This window comes from Dyadobacter sp. CY351 (genome assembly GCF_021502625.1).
In the GTDB taxonomy this organism is placed as follows: Bacteria; Bacteroidota; Bacteroidia; order Cytophagales; family Spirosomataceae; genus Dyadobacter; species Dyadobacter chenhuakuii.
Map to the genome: position 1 here is coordinate 235,086 of NZ_JAKFFU010000011.1, position 19,985 is coordinate 255,070.

A 19,985-nucleotide genomic window follows, 5' to 3' on the forward strand; every position below is an offset into this window, starting at 1 on the left:
TGTCTGAACAGATAAAGTAGCCCATAGCCTATTGCTATGGGCTACAGTTTTTTAAAATTCTACCGGATGCGGATTTGTTAATCGTTTTCTAACACAGCATTAACAGCCGTTTCCTTTCAAATCAGTAATAACCAATATTAAAAATAGATCATGGCAATTACCGCACAAGATGTAAACAAACTCCGCCAAATGACCGGCGCGGGCATGATGGATTGTAAAAAAGCACTTCAGGAAGCTGATGGCGATTTTGACAAAGCCGTTGATATTCTTCGTAAGCAAGGACAAAAAGTGGCAGCTAAACGTGCTGACAACGCCGTTTCAGAAGGAACAGTGGTTGTACAGATCAGCGCTGACGGAACAAATGGTAAATTGATCGCATTTGCTTGCGAAACTGAGCCGGTTTCTAATGTTGAAGATTTCAAAAATCTTGCACAAAGCATTTTGGACAAAGCTGTAGCAGATAACATTGCTGACAAAGATGCTTTGCTTTCGGCTACATTGCCTGACGGCCGTCCGGTTAGCGAGCATATCGTGGATCTGGTAGGTAAATTGGGAGAGAAACTTGAAATCACTGCTTACGAAAATGTAACAGCTGACAAAGTTGTTCCTTATATCCACTCCAACGGCAAATTGGGCGTTCTGGTAGCGTTCGAGGGCGTAAATGGAACAGATGTAAGCGAGCTTGGTAAAGACGTTGCTATGCAGATCGCTGCGATGAAGCCTATCGCTTTGGATAAAGACGAAGTGGATTCTGCAACTGTTGAGCGTGAAATCGAAGTAGGTAAAGAACAAGCAAGAGCAGAAGGCAAGCCAGAAGCAATGCTTGAGAAAATTGCACAAGGAAAATTGCAGAAGTTCTACAAAGACAACACTTTGTTGAATCAGGAATTCGTAAAGGATTCTTCGCTAACAATCCGTCAGTTATTAGAAAAAACTGCTAAGGGCTTAACGGTAAAATCTTTCAAAAGAGTGTCAATCGGCGCTTAGAAAGCACTTCTTATAAAATAATGTTGACAACGCCTGGTATCTATTTGTATACCAGGCGTTGTTTTTTAATATTTACAAAAAATTAATTAATCCATTAATTTTTTGGACACGCGCTATACAGTGATTTAAATTAAGATGGTTGACAAATTCGCAAATTATGCACCGCATAATGTAACAGACGAGGAATTGGTTAAGCTTTTTCTGGAATCCGGGGAAAACCGATATTTTGAAAAACTTTACGACCGATATGTGCTGAAAGTATTCAAAAAATGCCTTTCACTTACGCGCGACGCCTCCAAGGCAGAAGACATTACCCACGACGTATTTCTTAAATTGGTATTTAAAATGAATACTTTTAAGAAAGGAGCAAAATTCTCCACCTGGCTCTACACTGTTACGTATAACCACTGCATGGATCTCATGCGATCCAACAGAAAAAAAGTGATCATTGTGCATGCAGAAGATGCGGATTGCATTGAACACGCAGATCTCGACAGCGCTTTTACTACTGAGGAGGTCAATACTAAGATTCTAAAACAAGCGCTCGACAAATTACCTGCGGAGGAAAAAGCCTTACTATACATGAAGTATATGGATGACCGGAGCATCCGGCACATTGCAACAACGTCCCAAATAACAGAAAGTGCAGTTAAAATGAGGCTCTTACGCTCCCGTGAGAAGTTGAGAATTATCTATCTGGAAATATCATACGCAGTGAATTTCGGGCAGGAGTTATGAATTCTGGTAATCTATTGATTACTTACAGTTGCAATTTCTCTTCCTGTAAGCCTAGAGCTGAGGCTCTGCAATTTTTTACTAACCACATCTCAAATGAGCGGAACATTTTCACGCTATTTCTCCATTATTCTTGTGTTTTTGATAACACTTACCGGTTTAGCACAAACCGTAGACCTTAGTAATCCGCTTAATGCAGGAAAATTAAAGGTTCCTGGTGATACGGCGTGGAAAAAAATTGAATTCGGAGCTAATCTGAATCAAGGCTCTTTCAGTTCAAACTGGACCGGTGGTGGTGTTAATTCTATTGCATTAGGCTTGTTTTTCAATGCCCTTAATGAGAAGATTAAAGGGAAAAATGCCTGGCGGAATGACTTTCAATCGCAATATGGGATTGTAAGGAATAAAGGCCAGCAAAGCCGCAAGAATGTTGACCGGATATTTTTTGATACGAAATACAACAGGTCCATCGGTTCAAAGTGGAGCCTTTTTGCCAATGTTAACTTCCTCTCGCAATTTGGGGACGGATATAATTATTCCGCTGCGCCCGATTCCACGGATGCTAAAAAAAAGGTTTCCGGAATATTTTCTCCGGCATATGTGACAGAAGCCATCGGTATAGAATTTCGTCCTGCGTCTTATTTCTTTATTGATTTCGCGCCGGGCGCACTACGGCAGACCATCGTGCTGGATAAAAATCTGTACGTCAACACACCCGACCAGAATAATTATGGAGTGCCCATTGGAAAAAGTTTCAGGACCGAGGCTGCTTTGATACAAATCGTCGCCAACTTTGACAAAGACATCGCCAAGGACGTGAATTTAAAATTCAGATATCTGATGTTTTCCAGCTTCAAAAGACCTGGTAACATTGATAACCGGCTGGACGCAATGCTGACAGCGAAAATAAACAAGTATGTGAATGTTAACTTGGGAGCCATTATGGTTTATGATGACGACCAAAGCAACAAAGTGCAGTTTGCCCAGGCTTTAAGCATCGGATTTTTATACTCATTTTAATTCTTCCAACTAACCTCAACTTGTTATGCTCCAGGAGTTCAAAATTTTTATTGCTAAGGGAAATGTCCTTGATCTGGCCGTCGGTGTGGTCATTGGTGCTGCATTTGGAAAGATCACAACTTCCCTGGTTGAAGACATTATCAATCCGATTTTGGGTCTGATCATCGGCGGAGTGGATTTCACTCAGTTGAAAATCGTGTTAAAAGAAGCCGTGGGCGATACGCCCGAGGTGGCCGTTAAATACGGCAATTTCATCCAGGTTCTGATCCAGTTTATCATCATTGCATGGGTGATTTTCATGATCGTAAAACTCGCTAACAGGCTCAGGATTTCGGAGTCACTGGTGAAAAAAGAGTAGACAATTTTATATAAAAAATGAGAAAACGAGGCGCATTTAATGTGTCTCGTTTTTTATTTCTGGAAAAGATTTACCTTCGTGTTCAATGGTGTTTGTTCAACGTTTAAAAGAAGTCTTGTGCAAAAAAAGGTCGTTATTTTGGGTGGGGGAGAAAGTGGCACCGGCGCTGCAATCCTTGCCAAATCAAAAGGTTTTGACGTGTTTTTATCAGATCGTGGCCAATTGAACCAAAAATACATTGACGTCCTTGACCGCGAGCAGATTCCGTTTGAACAGGGAATGCATTCAGAATCAAGGGTTCTCGAAAGTGACCTCGTTATCAAAAGTCCCGGCATTCCCGATACGGTCGCGCTGATCGTTGCATTGAAGGAAAAAGGGATTCCGGTTATCTCGGAAATCGAGTTTGCTTCCCGCTATACCACTGCAAAGATAATCGCCATCACCGGCAGCAACGGTAAAACCACCACCACGCTGCTCACCTATCACCTTCTGAAAAATGCGGGACTCAATGTTGGCCTTGCGGGAAACATTGGGGATAGTTTTGCGTGGCAGGTTGCTGAAAAGGAATTCGATTATTATGTGCTGGAAATAAGTAGTTTTCAGCTGGATAACATTGAAGATTTTCATCCGCACATCGCTGTTCTGCTAAACATTACGCCCGATCACCTGGATCGGTATGGCTATGATTTTCAGAATTATATCAATTCAAAATTCAACATTGTCCAAAATCAGACTACGGAAGATCATCTGATCTTTTTTGAAGATAGTGAGGTGATCGCGGCCGAGCTTTCCAAGCGCAACATTGATTCTCATCTGATAAAAATATCGCTCGCAAACAAGCCCGCAGAAGGGGCCTATCTGCATGAAGGAAGATTGGTATCAAATGTTGGCAACGGCTCGTTTGAACAAACATTTGATGATTTACCAATTAAAGGACCGCATAACGCGATTAATGCCATGTCTGCAATTGCGGTTGGGCAGCTCGTTGGCGTTAGTTCCGAGAAGATTTCAGAGGGCTTGAAATCCTTTACCAATGCGCCGCACAGGCTTGAACTAGTGGAAGTTATCAATGGTGTGACTTACATTAATGATTCAAAAGCAACCAATGTTGATTCTGTATTTTACGCATTGGGCAGTTTTGAAAAACCGATCATTTTAATTGCTGGCGGAGTGGACAAAGGCAATGATTATAGCCAGATAGAAGCGCTTGTACGTAATAAAGTGAAGGGTTTAGTAGTTCTTAGTAAAGATTCCGAAAAGTTGGAAAGATACTTTTCCGGAATTACTCCTCAAATATACATAACCCAGGACGTCCAAGATGCGGTAAATAAAGCGCAGCAATGGAGTGTTTCAGAGGATATCGTACTTCTTTCTCCCGCCTGCGCAAGTTTTGATCTGTTCAAAAATTACGAGGACCGGGGTGAAAAATTTAAAACTGCTGTAAGAAATCTTACCATTCATAATAACTAATAAGCATTACCGGTTACCATTATGGATTTCTTGCTCAAATCAAGAGAAGACACGCAAGCATGGTTCAGCAAAAATCTGAAAGGTGATCCCTGGATCTGGGGGATCTGCATTGTAATGCTGATGTGGAGCATTGTGGTGGTGTATAGCGCAAGTGTTAAGGACGCGTACAGCCAGATGGACGGAAACACCGAATACTATCTTTACAAACACGTCCTGTTGTGCTTTCTGTCGCTGATGGTCATGTATTTCGTCCATCGCATTCCCTATATCAAATTCGTTTACGTTACCCGGCTCGCGGTTTGGAGTTCGATATTGCTATTGATTTTCACAATGTTCTTTGGGACGTCGGTGAATGATGCAGCCCGCTGGATAGAAATTCCGGTCATAGGCCAGCGTTTTCAACCTTCCGAGTGGGCGAAAGTGGCTTTGATTGCGCATTTATCATTGATCCTGGCCAGGCACATTAAAGGCGGCTGGAACACCAGAGAGCTTTTTACAGAGCCGCTGGCATTGGTAGGGATCGTTTGCGGGCTGATTTTTACTAGCAATGTTTCTACGGCAGTAATGCTGGCGGGCATTTGCTTTCTTTTAATGTTTGTAGGCAAAGTCCCGCTGCATTATCTGTTTTTCACGGCATTAGGCCTCGTTTTCTTCGCAACCATCGCCATTTTACTTAATTCAACACAACGGTCCGGAACAGCCCAAAACCGGATCTCTGCGTTTTTTGACAAAGACATTGTTGTATATCAATCCCAGCAATCCTACATGGCCATGGCCCGCGGCGGATTGTATGGAGAAGGCGTCGCAAAAAGCCGCCAGCGCCGCTTCCTGCCAGAGCCTCAGAAAGATTTCATTTTTGCTGTTGCCGTGGAAGAATACGGCACATTAGGAGGCACCATTCTGATCGTTCTTTATCTCATCCTTTTATACCGGGGCTTAAAAGCCATTGAAGCGACCAAACGCCCGTTCGGTGGGTTGCTTTCCGCAGGGTTAACATTCATTGTCGTCAGCCAGGCATTCTCGGCTATGGCCGTAACAGTCGGGCTGGTGCCGGTTACGGGGCAAACATTACCATTTTTTAGTCAGGGCGGAACGTCTTTGCTCTTCACCGGCATCGCAATGGGCATGATCCTGAGCGTAAGCCGCGGGGAAACAGTAGAAGAGAAAAAGATTTAAAATGTCAAAAAAGGTCATTATCAGCGGCGGCGGCACGGGCGGACACATTTATCCGGCCATTGCAATAGCCAATGCGTTACAAAAGAAAGATCCGGATCTCGAAGTGCTTTTTGTGGGAGCTTTGGGAAAAATGGAAATGGAAAAAGTGCCGCGTGCGGGTTACGAAATCGTTGGTTTACCCATTGCAGGTCTGAAGAGATCCTTGTCTCTGGATAATCTCCTGGTTCCGTTCAAACTTTTAAACAGCCTGTCCAAAGCAAAGCGCATTATTCAGGATTTTAAACCCGATGTTGCGGTAGGAGTAGGCGGTTTTGCGAGTGGTCCTCTGCTCATGATGGCGTCTCTGGCGGGCATCCCGACATTGATCCAGGAGCAGAATTCTTATGCAGGCATTACCAATAAGTTTTTGAGTAAAAAAGCGAAGAAAATCTGTGTGGCATATCCCGGTATGGATGCGTTTTTCCCTGCTGAGAAGATCGCGCTGCTAGGCAATCCGGTAAGGAGTGACATTGTGGATGTTTCTGCCAGAAATAAGGAGGCGCTGGTCGAATTTGGTCTGGATGGTGCGCATAAGACCTTGTTTGTCATGGGCGGAAGCCTTGGCGCCAGATCTATTAATGAGAGTATCAATGCAGGCCTGCCTCAATTATTAGAAGCCGGTTATCAGGTTTTGTGGCAAACGGGAAGAAGTTACATTGATACGGCCAAGCAAACCATTGCGGGCCTTGGAACAGATAAAATTAAAGCTTTCGATTTCATATATACAATGGACCTGGCCTATGCGGTTGCCGATGTAGTGATTTCCAGAGCAGGCGCATTGTCTGTTTCTGAGCTATGTCTGGCTGCTAAACCGGCTATTCTGGTGCCATTTCCGGCCGCGGCTGAGGACCATCAGACGAAGAATGCATTGACATTGGTGGAGCAGGATGCGGCATTAATGATCAAAGATTCAGAAACAATGGAAAAGCTTGTCTCTCAGGCACTTCAATTGTTAAAGGATATTGCAAAACAGGACGGATTGAAGCTAAACATCAGGAAGCTGGCCCGGCCTAATGCTGCTGACGACATTGCAGCGGAAGTTTTTAAATTAATTAAGTAAATAACCTCAGGAATTGATCTTATGTCGTCATCTATGACAAATTGGAAATACATATATTTTGTTGGAATCGGCGGAATTGGCATGAGCGCATTGGCAAGATGGTTTAAGGCCAATGGTTTTAATGTGGCAGGTTATGACAAGACATTGACAACATTAGTCCAAAAGCTCCAAGATGAGGACATTACTGTAACGCTTGAAGACGAAATCGGCACTATTCCAGCCGAATTCGCGGCAAATCCTGATGAAACGCTTGTGATCTACACGCCGGCAGTTCCGGTTCAGCATAAGCAAATGATCTATTTTCGGGATAATAACTTCCTGATTTTAAAGCGTTCGCAGGTTTTAGGATTGTTAACTAAAAATCTGAGAACAATTGGCGTTGCCGGAACGCACGGAAAAACAACAACTTCTTCGCTGGTAGCACACATATTGCGTCATGCGAAGGTAAACAGCACCGCGTTTCTTGGGGGGATCACTCAAAATTATGGGACAAATCTCCTCCTCAATGAGCCGACAGACAACCTGGAAGAAGTTTTTTGTGTAGTTGAAGCCGACGAATTCGACAGGTCATTTCTGACATTATTTCCTGAAATCGCCATTGTTACTTCCACTGACGCGGATCATCTGGACATTTATGGAAAGCATGAAAATGTGCTTGAATCGTTTCGGGATTATGTAAGCCAGATCGACGACAATGGCGTGCTTTTTATGCGTGAAGGATTGGAGCTGGCTTCATCGACAAAAGCGAAAGTGCTTACCTATTCGCTCAATTCAGGAGATTATCATTCGGCAAACATTCACATTGAAAACGCGCGTTTTGTTTTTGACCTCATCCATCCTGACGGCACGATCGAAGGAATTGCGATGAAGATCCCGGGTTACCATAACATTGAAAATTCAGTTGCAGCCAGCGCGGTGGCTTTGCATGTGGGTGTGGATCCGGAAAAAATCAAAGAAGCACTCGAAAATTATGGCGGCGTAAAACGGCGCTTCGAATATCAGCTTGAAGAGGATGGACACATCTACATTGACGATTATGCCCATCATCCGACAGAAATCGAAGCATTTCTTTCATCTGTAAAGGGCCTGTATCCGGGAAGACATGTAACGGCGATTTTCCAGCCGCACCTGTTCACCCGCACACGCGATTTTGCGGACGGATTTGCCGAGAGCCTCTCGCTGGCAGATCGGCTTCTCCTGCTGGAAATTTACCCGGCGAGGGAACAGCCTATAGAAGGAGTGAATTCGGGAATGCTGATGGAAAAGATCACTGCAAAGGAGAAACAACTTATCACTAAAGATAAAGTTTTGAACGTTTTAGCTGATTTAAATACGGATATTGTGGTGACAATAGGGGCCGGAGACATTGATACATTGGTTGAACCGATCAGGAACTTGCTGAAAAATTCAATTGTGAATAATTAGTCAAAGCATTTTTAATATTACTAAGATGTTACGTAAATTTGACTATCCATGGCTTTTGTTAAAACGTAGTTTATGGCTCATTTTGCCAATAGCCGGGATAGGCATGGCAGAAAATAAGCTTGGTAATCAGCGTTGTACAAATCTTGTGATATCCATTGAAGGAGATTCGGGAGCAAGGTTCCTTAATCAGATGGATGTACGCATGCTGGTAACTGAAAACGGAGCAGATCCGCTGTTAGGCAGCAGGTTAAGTGACGTTGCACTCAATGATTTAGAGCATCGGGTGCGCAGGAACAAACTGATCAGGAAGTGTCAGGTTTATCGTGACTTGAAAGGGAATGTGGTGGTAGAAGTGGAGCAGGAACGGCCGCTGGCAAGATGGATCAACACTTCTGAAAATGGCGAAATGCGCAATTCATCTGGTTACTATATCAGTGATGAAGGCGTTTTTTTTCCGTTATCGGATAGTTATTCGGCCAGGACATTGCTGGTTTCCGGTTCATTTTTCAATGATCCTGAAAAATTAAAGACAACCAAAGGGGCTTCATTGATGGAGCTTTTGCGCTTTTTAAATGCGGATCCCTTTTGGAAAGCACAGGTAGCACAGCTGGACGCTGACAAAGATGGTGAAATTCATATGATGACGGTCCTGGGGGACCAGCGCATTGAGTTTGGATCGGCAGAAAATTATGAATCCAAATTCGATAAGCTCAAAATGTTCTATAACAAGATATTGAGCCAGGACTGGAGCAGGTATAAAAAAATTAGTATTAAGTTTCAGAATCAAATAGTTTGTGAATAATAATTCACCATCAGCATGGCACACGAAAAAATTGTAGTAGGCGTAGATATTGGGAGCACGAAAATTACCGTGGTTGCTGCACAGGGAGCCGCGTCGGGCTCTCGTCAAAACAATATTGAAATTTTAGGTTTTAGCGAAGTCCCTGTTCCCAAAGGTGCAGTTGTAAACGGAGCCGTTGAAAATATAAAACAAGTAGGGACCGCAGTTCGTGAAGCGCTCGCGGAAGCATCTTCCCGCTCGGACCTGGACATTGCGGTGGTGAATGTTAGTTTTGGCGGCACGCAGGTAAAGGTAAGTCAGCATAATGATGGCGTGATCCGGCCTTCGGCGTCTTCCGGCGAAGAGGTTACGCAAAGAGATGTGGATCAGCTTGTTGATGATATGTACAGGGCTAAAATCGAGCCTAATTACGACGTTCTGCATGTTTTACCCATGGAGTTTGTCGTAGACAATTCCATGAATGTGCGGGAGCCAGTAGGCAGGACGGGTATTAAACTGGGCGGTAACTTCCTGATTATCTCGGCAAACAGTCAATCTGTTTTGCGTACAAAAAAGAGTCTGGCAGATGCAGACCATAATTTGAAATGCGACAAGATGGTTTTTGCGCCGTTGGCTACCAGTCTTGCGGTTTTAACAGACAATGAAACAAAAGCCGGCATTGCGCTGGTGGATATCGGGGACCATACGACGGACCTGGTAATATATCATGATAGCATTGTACGCCACATTGCTACTTTCCCGATTGGCGGCAGGCATATTACGAATGACCTCGCAACAGGTTGCGGCATTCAGGTTGAGAATGCAGAACGATTGAAGCAGGAATACGGCGTAGCTATTGCTGCCGACGTTCCGTTAAACATTGAAATCCTGGTTAACTTCCTGGCTGGACGTGCTCCAAAGCAAGTTTTAAAGAAAAATGTAGCATTGATCATTGAAGAGCGATTGAAAGAGATCGCAGCGATGGTTTATGCAGAAATTATCAAATCAGGATATCTGGATAAGCTTATCGGTGGAATCGTGCTCACCGGCGGGTCTGCGAATATTGATGAGATTGAAAAACTATTTGAGAAAGTAACAAACATGTCAGTCCGGGTGGGTTATCCCGAAAACCTGGAAAGAACCGCCAAAGCAGATGCGGTCAGCAATTCTTCATACAGCACAGCGATCGGTCTGGCTTGGGCCGGACTTCGTAATATAGATCCCCGGGTAAAATCGGTTTGCAAGCCTACGACTTCATTTAACACAGGCACTGTTGTGCAGCGTGAGAAAGTAAAGGAAATTCCGCCTAAGGAAGAGCCTGGTAAGAAAGTCGGGACTTTTTGGGATAGCTTTAACAGCATTATCCGCAAAAAAGATGATGGTCTGAGTGACTATTGAAAACAAAGCATAAACGCATTCAATCTCCGAAAATATGAATAAAAGCTTGTTGCAATCTTTAGACCAGGACTACATTGTGAACGAAATAATTAAAGACCAGCCTACCGGCGAACACCAGGCAGAGCCAGCCATTATCAAGGTGATCGGTGTTGGAGGTGGAGGAAGCAATGCGGTCAACTACATGTTTGAGAGAAAGATCAAGGATGTAGAATTTGCAGTGTGTAATACCGACCGCCAGGCGCTTGCGAACAGCCCGGTGCCCGTAAAAATCCAGCTTGGTGCAACATTAACGCAGGGCTTGGGAGCCGGAACGGATGCTACCAAAGGCAAGGAAGCTGCGTTGGAAACGATTGAAGAAATCAAAAGCCTGCTCGGCGGATCGACCCAAATGGTGTTTATCACGGCGGGTATGGGTGGTGGAACAGGAACAGGCGCCGCGCCGGTGATTGCACAGCTTGCAAAGGAAATGGGCAAGCTTACAGTGGCGGTAGTAACTGCGCCTTACACCTGGGAAGGACTTGATAAAAAGGAACAGGCACTCGAAGGGATTGAGCAATTAAAGGAGTTCAGTGACACGGTGCTGGTGGTTTTGAATGACAAGCTGGAAGAGCTTTATGAGGACATGACCCTGACACAGGCATTCGCCGAGGCAGACGGAATTCTTCTTAATGCTGTAAAAAGTATTTCTGAGATCATCACGACAAACGGAAATATCAACACGGATTTTAAAGATGTTGAGAAAGTCCTAAAGAATGCAGGCCAGTCGGTAATGGGAACCTCTGAGGCGACCGGAGCTGATCGTGCTTCCATGGCCATTAAGGAAGCGCTGGATTCACCGCTTTTGAATGACAGGGATATCCGCGGAGCAAAACGCATCCTGGTAACGCTTGCTACAAGCAAGAAAAAGGAAGCGACCATGAAGGAGCAGCGCGAAATCTGGCGTTATGTGCTTTCACAAGTGGGTGGAGAAGCGCGGATGTTCAAGCTGGGAACCATTACAGATGATTCTTTGGGTGATAAATTACGCGTGACGATTGTTGCAGCAGGATTTGATAGCATAGAGTCACCTATCCCGGGAATTGAGCTTAGAAACGGCATTAAATCCAAAACACCGGATGCTAAGCCTGTTATAGAAGAAATTAAAGCGCCTGAATACGAAACAGAATTGGTCGTGACCAGCGAGTTGGAAGAAAGCACGCCAACCGGCCCGATCGATCTGATCATCGACCGTGAAATTGTACCAAGCGGATTTGCTCAGTTGCCCATAACAGATGTTGAAGGCAATAGTGACTGGGACAATGAAGAAATTGGAAAACTGGATGTAATGATCGCTTCGTTCAAAGACGGCCTGGTAAAATTCGGGGATCTCGAAGGCCCCGCATTCCGCAGGAGCCGTGTGGAGCTCTGGAAGCGCCCCACAGTTCCAGCGACCGAAATGGAGCAGCACTGGTTGAAATAATTAAGGACAAAAAAGGGAGCAAACGCTCCCTTTTTTGCTTAGAAATGGATCATTTGCCCGGCTTGGAGTTCCAGCAGTTCTTTGTACAACGCATTGGATATTACATTGTCATGATAATGTGAGCGGATCTGCCCTAATTTCACCCGTAATGCCAATGTGTTCATGCCCAGATAACTAAATACATCATTCAAATGGCTCAATGCTAATGCAGCCCCTTGCATATTGGAAGATAAGCCCACCAGCGCGGCCTTCTTATTGGTAAAGCTGTTGGGATAAGGCAGTCCGTCGATAAATGCTTTGAGAACGCCGGGATAGGAACCATTGTACTCGGGAACGATAAAGATAAATTTGTCCGTTTGTTCCAGCAGGGATTTGAGATTATTAAAATCTGAGTTTTTTCCTGAGTTTTCGTACATCGCCGACACGGTGAAATCATGCGGCAGGTTTATCAGATCAAGGATTGTACTGGGAACATTGAGCTTATTGAATATTTCCTGATAATAGTCGGCTATTTTTCGTGACATGGAGTTGGGCCTGTTAGTGCCTACAATGATCACGATAGGAGAAGAAGTTGTTGTCATGAATGTAAAGTAAAGAGGCGGATGTCGCCTGTATGTTGCCCCTTAATGGGCTGATTTAGTAACAAATTAAGGCCAAAATTGTTCAAGATAGTGCCGTAAACAGCTTATCAATGTAATGTTGCGGCATAGTTCATTTTACTATGCATGACATTTATTGCTATCTTTGAGGCCAACATTCATCATGAAAAGCAGTTAAAAATCTGATATTCAGATTTTTAGAATTAACTCACGTAATAGTATGTCCTGGTTTATTCGTAAAGAGAAAGGTATTAATACACCCACCGAAATGAAGCGTGAAGCTCCTGACGGTTTATGGTACCAGTGTTCTAATTGTAAAAAAATTACGCCTACCAGAGAGCATAAGCAGAATGCGTTCACTTGTCCGCATTGCAATTATCACGAAAAGGTGGGTTCTGATGTTTATTTCAACCTGTTATTCGATGATAATGAGTTTATAGAGCTCGACGAAAATCTCATGTCGGGCGACCCGCTTCATTTTGTTGATACAAAAGCTTACCCCGACCGCATTAAGTCAACAATGCAGAAAACGGGTTTAAAAGATGCGGTCAGGACAGGTCACGGCAAGATGAATGAGCTGGACATTGTGATCGCTTGTATGGATTTCAATTTTATTGGCGGATCCATGGGCTCGGTTGTGGGGGAGAAGATCGCCCGTGCGATTACATATGCATTGGAGCACAAGCACCCGTTCCTGATGATCTCAAAATCGGGTGGAGCGCGGATGATGGAGGCTGGATTTTCACTGATGCAAATGGCCAAAACTTCGGCACGTTTGGCACAACTATCGGAAGCAAAAATTCCATATATATCACTTTTGACGGATCCTACAACGGGCGGTGTTACTGCATCCTATGCAATGTTGGGCGACTTCAACATTTCAGAACCAGAAGCGTTGATCGGTTTTGCAGGCCCGCGCGTAATTCGTGAAACCATTGGTAAAGATTTGCCAAAAGGATTTCAAAGCGCTGAATTTGTTCTGGAACACGGCTTCCTGGATTTCATTGTGGACCGCAAAGACCTGAAAGATAAATTAACCAGCCTGCTTACCATGCTTCGTTGATATGCGTTTGATTTCCCATCCGGTCCTTTGCAATTACTACGTGACTTATCGCTGCAATGCATCATGTGGTTTCTGCGACATTTGGGAAAAGCCTTCGCCCTACATTACGGTTGAGAATTTAAGAGAAAATTTAAGGGATCTGAAAAAGCTGGGCGTTAAGGTCATCGACTTTACCGGCGGCGAACCATTGCTCCACAGGCAGCTGGAAGTGCTTTTAAAAGAGGCCAAGGACCACGGCATGATCACTACGGTGACCAGCAACGGACTGCTTTATCCAAAACAAGCGGAAAAGCTTCGTGGCCTCATTGATATGCTCCACTTCTCGCTCGATTCCCCGGATCGCGATGAGCATGATAAATCGAGAAATGTGAAGTGCTTTGATAAGGTAATGGAATCCATAGCGATCGCCAAATCACTAGGCGAACGCCCGGACATTATCTTTACGGTTTTTGAAAATAATGTTAATCAAATCCGGCAGCTTTGGGAAGAAGTTTGTTTACCCAATGATCTGATTCTGATCTTAAACCCTGTTTTTGAATACAACAATGTCGGCTCCAATCTTTCCAAAGAAACATTGAACGAGCTGACATGGTGGGGAAAACAGAAGAACATTTACCTTAACGAAGCATTCATCCAATTGCGGCTCGATGGCGGAAACCACGTCGAAGATCCGGTGTGCAAAGCAGCCAGCACAACTATTGTCATCTCTCCCGAAAACAAGCTCGTTTTGCCCTGTTATCATTTGGGCCTGAAAGATTTTCCTATCGAAGGAAATCTCTTCGATCTCTATCATTCCGACGAAGTCCAAAAGCTCGTAGCATTGGAAGGCAAATTACCGGCATGCGAAAGCTGCGCAATCAATTGCTATATGCAGCCCTCATTTGCCGTGGAAATGAATAAATACTGGTGGAAAGCGCTTCCCAGCACCATTAAGTATAACCGCATTAAAGGCACCTGGAAGCAGATGGTGCGGTTTTGAGTTTATAAGCAGCCTTCTTTTCTTCGCGTGTCTGTTATGGAGGTTATTTTCCAGGTATTAGCGATTTTTATCAATGTGAAAACATTCACGCCGCAATGTGAGAATTTCTCCCCCAGGAAGAATTTATAAGGGGCCCACACAATCGCCATTGGCCCATCTACTGAAATGTTCACTTTATAAATCTGCTCATCCCACTTTTCTGAATGTAGTTTACCCACGGCTTTTACAAATCCTTCGATTGAGCTTTTCTTAATCGCAATGGAATCCTTTGGATTTTCCGGCACCGACATCATTGTGCAGCCTAACGCAAAAGCATTTCGCACTTTCGTTGAGTCTCCTTCGCGCATTCCGTCAAACAATGCATTTACAGTGCTCATAATGGTCGGGTCGTATTTCTGGCTGAATGCGCTATTTGCAAAGAAAAACATTGATATCATCGTCAGGACGAATCTCAGACGGTTCATGCGTGCGTGCTTTTTCATTAATTGGTATAGTTTTAACAAAAGCTTAATTTTGAGCCCCTTTTGAATTTGAGAATTAATATGTCTGAAAAAATAGTTAAAAAAGTAGATATAAAAAACCGCAAGGCCTCCTTCGAATATTTCTTCCTGGAAGAGTTTACGACCGGAATGGTGCTGACGGGAACTGAGATAAAGTCGATCCGGCAGGGCAAAGTGAATTTCCAGGATGCATACTGTCTGTTTATGGACGGGGAGCTTTATATAAGGAGCCTGCACATTTCCCCTTATACGGAAGGGACACATTACAATCACGACCCAATGCGTGACCGTAAATTACTCATTACCAAGAGAGAACGCCGGAAGTTGAATGAGAATCTGAAAGATCAGGGCTTAACGATCATTCCGGTGAGGCTTTTTACCAGCGAGCGCGGGCTGGCGAAGTTGCACATTGCATTGGCCAAAGGTAAAAAGTTGTATGACAAGCGCGATTCCATCAAAGAAAAGGACATGAAGCGCGAAACGGATCGCATGAATCTTTAGGTAACTATTCTTTACTCTAAAAACAGCTAAACGGGTGATACAGGGCATCTTCTGCAAATTATTTTTTCACAATAATTGAATTTGCGGGCGCGTTTTGTAAGGTAAAAATTCCTATATTGTCGGAATTAAATACCTCTAGGGCTCATGGGTAAAGTACTGGTTCTTAATCAAGATTATAGTGCGTTAAGTGTTTGCACCGTTCCAAAGGCGTTTTTATTAGTCTACATGAACAAGGCCGAAATGCTGGCCGAATCGCCGAGACATTATCTCCGAACGGTCAACGATCAGTTTCCCATGCCCGTTGTCATCCGCCTCAACCGCTACATTCATATTCCATACAGAGGTGTTGTCATGACGAGGCAAAACCTTTTCAAGCGGGACAGTAACCGGTGCCAATATTGCGGAACACACGATAATCTCACACTAGACCACGTTATTCCCAAATCCAGAGGTGGCAAAACCACCTGGGATAACCTCGCCACTGCCTGCAAGCGCTGCAATTCAAGAAAAGGAGACCACACACCGGAAGAAGTAGGCATGCCACTTCGCCAGCGCCCTTTCCGTCCTTCGTTTTTAATGTTCATCAGGGATTTTTCCGGTTTGGCTGATGCAGAATGGCTTCCGTATCTGGGTGTTAAGGAAAGATCATATTAACTTATAGCCTGAATTTCCCCTTCCGAAAGCTTCAATTCTTCCCGTCTATTATTGATTTCAAAAAAATCCACTCTTACTAGGGATTTTATTTTGAATAATGCGTACTTTTGCGCTCTATTTTTTCAAAAAATACTTGTTTAACTAATTTTCAGCTATTTAGCTCGGAAGCTGATGTACACAGAGCAATAATTCCTATTTATGTCTAAGGAAAATCAACATCAACCTCTTCCTGATTTCGATTGGGATAAAGCAGCAGACAAAGGTTTCGGTACGGGTTATTCAACTGCTGACCGCGATCGTTTCGAACAAATGTATGAGACTACCATTTCTCCTGTTCAGGAAAAGGAAGTAGTAAAAGGTATTGTAGTAGGTATTACAGACCGTGAAGTGATCCTTAACATCGGTTTCAAATCTGATGGTATCGTATCTTCAAATGAATTCCGCGATTTGCCAGGAATGAAAATTGGCGACGAAGTGGAAGTTTACGTAGAAAACCAGGAAGACGCACAGGGTCAGCTTGTTCTTTCACGCAAAAAAGCAAAAGTTATTACTGCATGGGATAACATTCAGAAATCGTTTGACGAGGATGTGGTTATCGATGCGAACGTGAAAAGAAGAACCAAAGGTGGTCTTATTGTTGATATATTCGGCATCGAGGCTTTCTTGCCAGGTTCACAAATCGATGTTAAGCCTATCCGCGATTTCGACATTTTTGTTGGAAAGCGTATGGAGGTTAAAGTTGTTAAGATTAACTACGCAAATGATAACGTAGTTGTATCTCACAAAATATTGATCGAAAAAGATCTTGAAGCACAACGTCAGCAAATCCTGAACAACCTTGAAAAAGGTCAGGTTCTGGAAGGCGTTATCAAGAACATGACAAACTTCGGTGTGTTCATTGACCTTGGTGGTGTAGATGGTCTTCTTCACATTACTGATATTTCATGGGGCCGTATCAACCATCCATCTGACCTGCTTGCGCTGGATCAGAAATTGAACGTGGTTGTGTTGGATTTCGACGAAGAGAAAAAACGTATTTCTCTTGGCTTGAAACAACTTCAGTCTCACCCATGGGATTCTCTTGCAGAAGAAATGCAGGTTGGATCAAAAGTTACAGGACGTATTGTTAATGTTGCTGATTACGGCGCATTCCTTGAAATCAAACCAGGTGTTGAAGGTTTGATCCACGTTTCTGAAATGTCATGGTCTCAGCACCTGCGCAATCCTCAGGAATTCATGAACGTAAATGACGAAATCAGTGCAGTAGTATTGACACTGGATCGTAACGAGCGTAAAATGTCTCTTGGTATTAAGCAATTGACTGAGGATCCTTGGACACAAGCTTCGTTGAAAGACAAGTATGCAATCGGAACACGTCACAAAGGAGTAGTTCGTAACCTTACTAACTTTGGCTTGTTCATCGAGCTAGAAGAAGGTATCGACGGTCTTGTTCACGTTTCTGACCTTTCATGGACTAAGAAAATCAAACATCCTTCTGACTTCGTGAAAGTAAATGACGAGCTTGAAGTTGTTGTTCTTGAACTGGATGCGGACAACCGTCGTCTGGCTCTTGGCCACAAACAACTTGAAGAAAACCCATGGGATACTTTCGAAAGCATCTTTGAAGTGGGTTCTGTTCATAAATCTACAATCGTTGCAAAAGGTGATAAATTCGCAACCCTTGAACTTCCTTACGGAATCGAAGGCGTTTCTGCTATCAAAAACCTGACGAAAGAAGACGGTACAGTGGCAGAAGTAGGTGAAAGCCTTGACTTCACTGTTCTTGAATTCTTGAAAGACGAAAAGAAAATCGTTCTTACGCATTCCAAAGTAACGAAAGCAGCGCCTGCTCCTGAGGAGAAAAAAGAAGATCGTCCTGCAAAGGCACAATCTTCTGCTCCTGCGAAAAGCGCTCCTTCTTCGGACTCAACCAAAGAAGGTGAGAAATCAACTTTCGGAGACCTGAGCGTTCTTTCAGCATTGAAAGAACAAATGGAAGAAAGCGAAAAGAAAGGAAAAAAGTAAACAATAGTGCGGAGTAGCGAATTTTTTTGATACTTTTGCACCCGGATTAGCTGCCAGCGAGAGCAGCAGCTAATCCAAATTGGTTCCGTGGCCGAGTGGCTAGGCAGAGGTCTGCAAAACCTCGTACAGCGGTTCGAATCCGCTCGGAACCTCCCGTGCCTCGATGAAATTGGCACACAAATTTATAGTAGAAAAATGCCATTTGTTTGAAACCTCGAAGCTGGTTTCCAAATGGCATTTTTTGTTGCTAAGTGTCTGAAAATCAATAAAAAATTCCATCACTCAGTGATCTAAAATATGTGTACAAATTAGACAAATTATAAATAAGATAGGTGCCCAAAATATCCCTTAAATACTTTTGTGGATAAAAAATCGTGAACTAGTTTTGTCTGTTGAAGAATAATGAATAGTTGATTATGAATATACCATTCCGAAAGGACGCTAAGTTTTGTTCCTTCTTTAGTTACTCAAAAACATTTATAGCTGCCATCGCCGTGGCTATATTATTAAGTGTACCAAGCTTAATATATGCTCAGGACAGCACTGCTGCTGCGGGAGCTGCACCTGCTGCCGGTGCGCCAGCTGGTGGCGGAGATGCTGCCAAAGGCGAGACACTTTTCAAAAATAACTGCGCGCAATGCCACGCTGTTACGGATGAACGTGTAGTTGGTCCGGGTCTTAAAGGAGTGAGCGGACGTCATGACTTTGCATGGCTTTCAAAATGGGTTCGCAATTCCCAGGCTGTCATCGCTTCCGGAGATCCTTATGCCGTTAAGATCTACAACGAGTATTCGAAAGCGCAAATGACAAGCTTTCCTAACTTATCAGACGATGATATAAAAGGAATCTTCGCTTATATTGATCAAGCTGGAACCGCTGCTCCTGCGGCTGCCGGAGCTCCTGCTGCTGGTGGCGCTGCTGCTGGTGGTGCTTCTTCACAAGGCGATGGTCCTTCTGATTTGTTTGTGATTGTGCTTGCGGCACTTGTAGTGGTAATGCTTCTGGTGCTGGGTGTTCTTTTAGTAATTGTATCATTGCTTTCCAAAGCAGTGAGCGGTGAGCCGGGAACAACGGTTGAAAAAGGGGATTTTATGAGTCGCCTGGGCAACTCGCTGAAAAGAATCGCTTCTGATCCTGCCATTCGTTCTGCTACTATCTGGATCTTTGTTCTGCTTGTTTTAAAAGCAACATTGGACGGTGCGTATAGTGTAGGTGTGCAACAAGGTTACGCACCAAAACAACCGATTTCATTCTCTCACAAGTTGCATGCAGGTGAATACAAGATTGACTGTAACTATTGCCATACCGGCGTAAACCGCGGTAAATCAGCACATATTCCTTCTGCTAACATTTGTATGAACTGCCACGGCGTCATCAAAAAGGAATCACCTGAAATTCAGAAAATTTATACTTCTATTGAAAACAACCAGCCTATCGAATGGGTAAGGGTGCATAACCTTCCTGATCTGGCCTACTTCAATCACGCTCAGCACGTTAATGTGGGTGGACTTGAATGCCAGAACTGTCACGGAGAGGTTGAGAAAATGGAAGTGATCCAGCAACGCTCATCCTTGACAATGGGATGGTGTATCGACTGTCACCGTAAAACGGAGGTTAATACAAAAGACAACAAGTACTACGATAAGTTGGTGCAGCTGCACGCTGGTGAAAGCAAAGAAGCATTGAAAGTTGCTGATATAGGTGGGTTGGAATGTTCTAAATGCCACTATTAATCAAAACAATATTACCTGATACA

At 43.8% G+C, this 19,985-nt stretch carries 19 protein-coding genes and 1 tRNA gene; 18 read left to right on the top strand and 2 right to left on the bottom strand.

Going from position 1 to position 19,985, the window contains the following annotated elements:
- The first annotated feature begins 150 nt into the window (after positions 1–150).
- The 11 genes from tsf (at position 151) to ftsZ (ending at position 11,908) form a co-directional block, all read left to right on the top strand.
- Entirely contained in the window at positions 151–987 is an 837-nt protein-coding gene (tsf, locus tag L0660_RS20130; protein WP_233799026.1) for a translation elongation factor Ts, read from the top strand.
- Between the two features lie 135 nt (positions 988–1,122).
- Complete coding sequence (locus L0660_RS20135) at positions 1,123–1,725, top strand: RNA polymerase sigma factor (protein WP_235161083.1); 603 nt, start codon at positions 1,123–1,125, stop codon at positions 1,723–1,725.
- Between the two features lie 93 nt (positions 1,726–1,818).
- Entirely contained in the window at positions 1,819–2,742 is a 924-nt protein-coding gene (locus L0660_RS20140) for a DUF3078 domain-containing protein (protein ID WP_235161084.1), read from the top strand.
- 25 nt (positions 2,743–2,767) lie between these two features.
- A complete protein-coding gene (mscL, locus tag L0660_RS20145; protein WP_235161085.1) occupies positions 2,768–3,100 on the top strand; it encodes a large-conductance mechanosensitive channel protein MscL in 333 nt (110 codons plus the stop codon).
- A gap of 117 nt (positions 3,101–3,217) precedes the next feature.
- On the top strand, positions 3,218–4,570 hold the full coding sequence (gene murD / locus L0660_RS20150; RefSeq protein ID WP_235161086.1) for a UDP-N-acetylmuramoyl-L-alanine--D-glutamate ligase: 1,353 nt from the start codon (positions 3,218–3,220) through the stop codon (positions 4,568–4,570).
- Positions 4,571–4,591: 21 nt separating this feature from the next.
- Complete coding sequence (locus L0660_RS20155) at positions 4,592–5,746, top strand: FtsW/RodA/SpoVE family cell cycle protein (protein WP_235161087.1); 1,155 nt, start codon at positions 4,592–4,594, stop codon at positions 5,744–5,746.
- A 1-nt stretch (position 5,747) separates the two neighbouring features.
- Entirely contained in the window at positions 5,748–6,845 is a 1,098-nt protein-coding gene (gene murG, locus L0660_RS20160) for an undecaprenyldiphospho-muramoylpentapeptide beta-N-acetylglucosaminyltransferase (RefSeq protein WP_235161088.1), read from the top strand.
- Between the two features lie 33 nt (positions 6,846–6,878).
- A complete protein-coding gene (murC, locus tag L0660_RS20165) occupies positions 6,879–8,270 on the top strand; it encodes a UDP-N-acetylmuramate--L-alanine ligase (RefSeq protein WP_235161089.1) in 1,392 nt (463 codons plus the stop codon).
- A 25-nt stretch (positions 8,271–8,295) separates the two neighbouring features.
- Complete coding sequence (locus L0660_RS20170) at positions 8,296–9,072, top strand: cell division protein FtsQ/DivIB (RefSeq protein WP_235161090.1); 777 nt, start codon at positions 8,296–8,298, stop codon at positions 9,070–9,072.
- A gap of 15 nt (positions 9,073–9,087) precedes the next feature.
- Positions 9,088–10,449, top strand: coding sequence for a cell division protein FtsA (gene ftsA / locus L0660_RS20175; protein WP_233799018.1), 1,362 nt, complete (start codon positions 9,088–9,090; stop codon positions 10,447–10,449).
- A 34-nt stretch (positions 10,450–10,483) separates the two neighbouring features.
- Positions 10,484–11,908, top strand: a complete 1,425-nt coding sequence (gene ftsZ / locus L0660_RS20180) for a cell division protein FtsZ (protein ID WP_233799017.1) — start codon at positions 10,484–10,486, stop codon at positions 11,906–11,908.
- Positions 11,909–11,946: 38 nt separating this feature from the next.
- Here the strand turns inward: ftsZ and L0660_RS20185 are convergent, their stop codons facing one another.
- Complete coding sequence (locus tag L0660_RS20185; RefSeq protein WP_084439741.1) at positions 11,947–12,489, bottom strand: NADPH-dependent FMN reductase; 543 nt, start codon at positions 12,487–12,489, stop codon at positions 11,947–11,949.
- A gap of 238 nt (positions 12,490–12,727) precedes the next feature.
- Here L0660_RS20185 and accD point away from each other — a divergent pair, with 238 nt between their 5' ends.
- Complete coding sequence (gene accD / locus L0660_RS20190; protein WP_233799016.1) at positions 12,728–13,570, top strand: acetyl-CoA carboxylase, carboxyltransferase subunit beta; 843 nt, start codon at positions 12,728–12,730, stop codon at positions 13,568–13,570.
- A 1-nt stretch (position 13,571) separates the two neighbouring features.
- Positions 13,572–14,549 (top strand): radical SAM protein, encoded by a 978-nt coding sequence (locus L0660_RS20195; RefSeq protein ID WP_235161091.1) that lies wholly within the window; start codon positions 13,572–13,574, stop codon positions 14,547–14,549.
- 2 nt (positions 14,550–14,551) lie between these two features.
- Here L0660_RS20195 and L0660_RS20200 read toward each other — a convergent pair whose 3' ends face one another.
- Positions 14,552–15,031, bottom strand: coding sequence for a nuclear transport factor 2 family protein (locus L0660_RS20200; RefSeq protein WP_235161092.1), 480 nt, complete (start codon positions 15,029–15,031; stop codon positions 14,552–14,554).
- 60 nt (positions 15,032–15,091) lie between these two features.
- Between L0660_RS20200 and smpB the strand changes: the two genes are divergently transcribed.
- The 5 genes from smpB (at position 15,092) to L0660_RS20225 (ending at position 19,962) form a co-directional block, all read left to right on the top strand.
- Complete coding sequence (gene smpB, locus L0660_RS20205; protein ID WP_026631750.1) at positions 15,092–15,550, top strand: SsrA-binding protein SmpB; 459 nt, start codon at positions 15,092–15,094, stop codon at positions 15,548–15,550.
- A gap of 144 nt (positions 15,551–15,694) precedes the next feature.
- Entirely contained in the window at positions 15,695–16,204 is a 510-nt protein-coding gene (locus tag L0660_RS20210) for an HNH endonuclease (RefSeq protein ID WP_026631751.1), read from the top strand.
- Between the two features lie 198 nt (positions 16,205–16,402).
- On the top strand, positions 16,403–18,229 hold the full coding sequence (gene rpsA / locus L0660_RS20215) for a 30S ribosomal protein S1 (protein WP_233799013.1): 1,827 nt from the start codon (positions 16,403–16,405) through the stop codon (positions 18,227–18,229).
- An 81-nt stretch (positions 18,230–18,310) separates the two neighbouring features.
- Positions 18,311–18,381, top strand: a tRNA-Cys gene (locus L0660_RS20220).
- A gap of 342 nt (positions 18,382–18,723) precedes the next feature.
- Complete coding sequence (locus L0660_RS20225) at positions 18,724–19,962, top strand: c-type cytochrome (protein WP_235161093.1); 1,239 nt, start codon at positions 18,724–18,726, stop codon at positions 19,960–19,962.
- Positions 19,963–19,985: the final 23 nt, after the last annotated feature.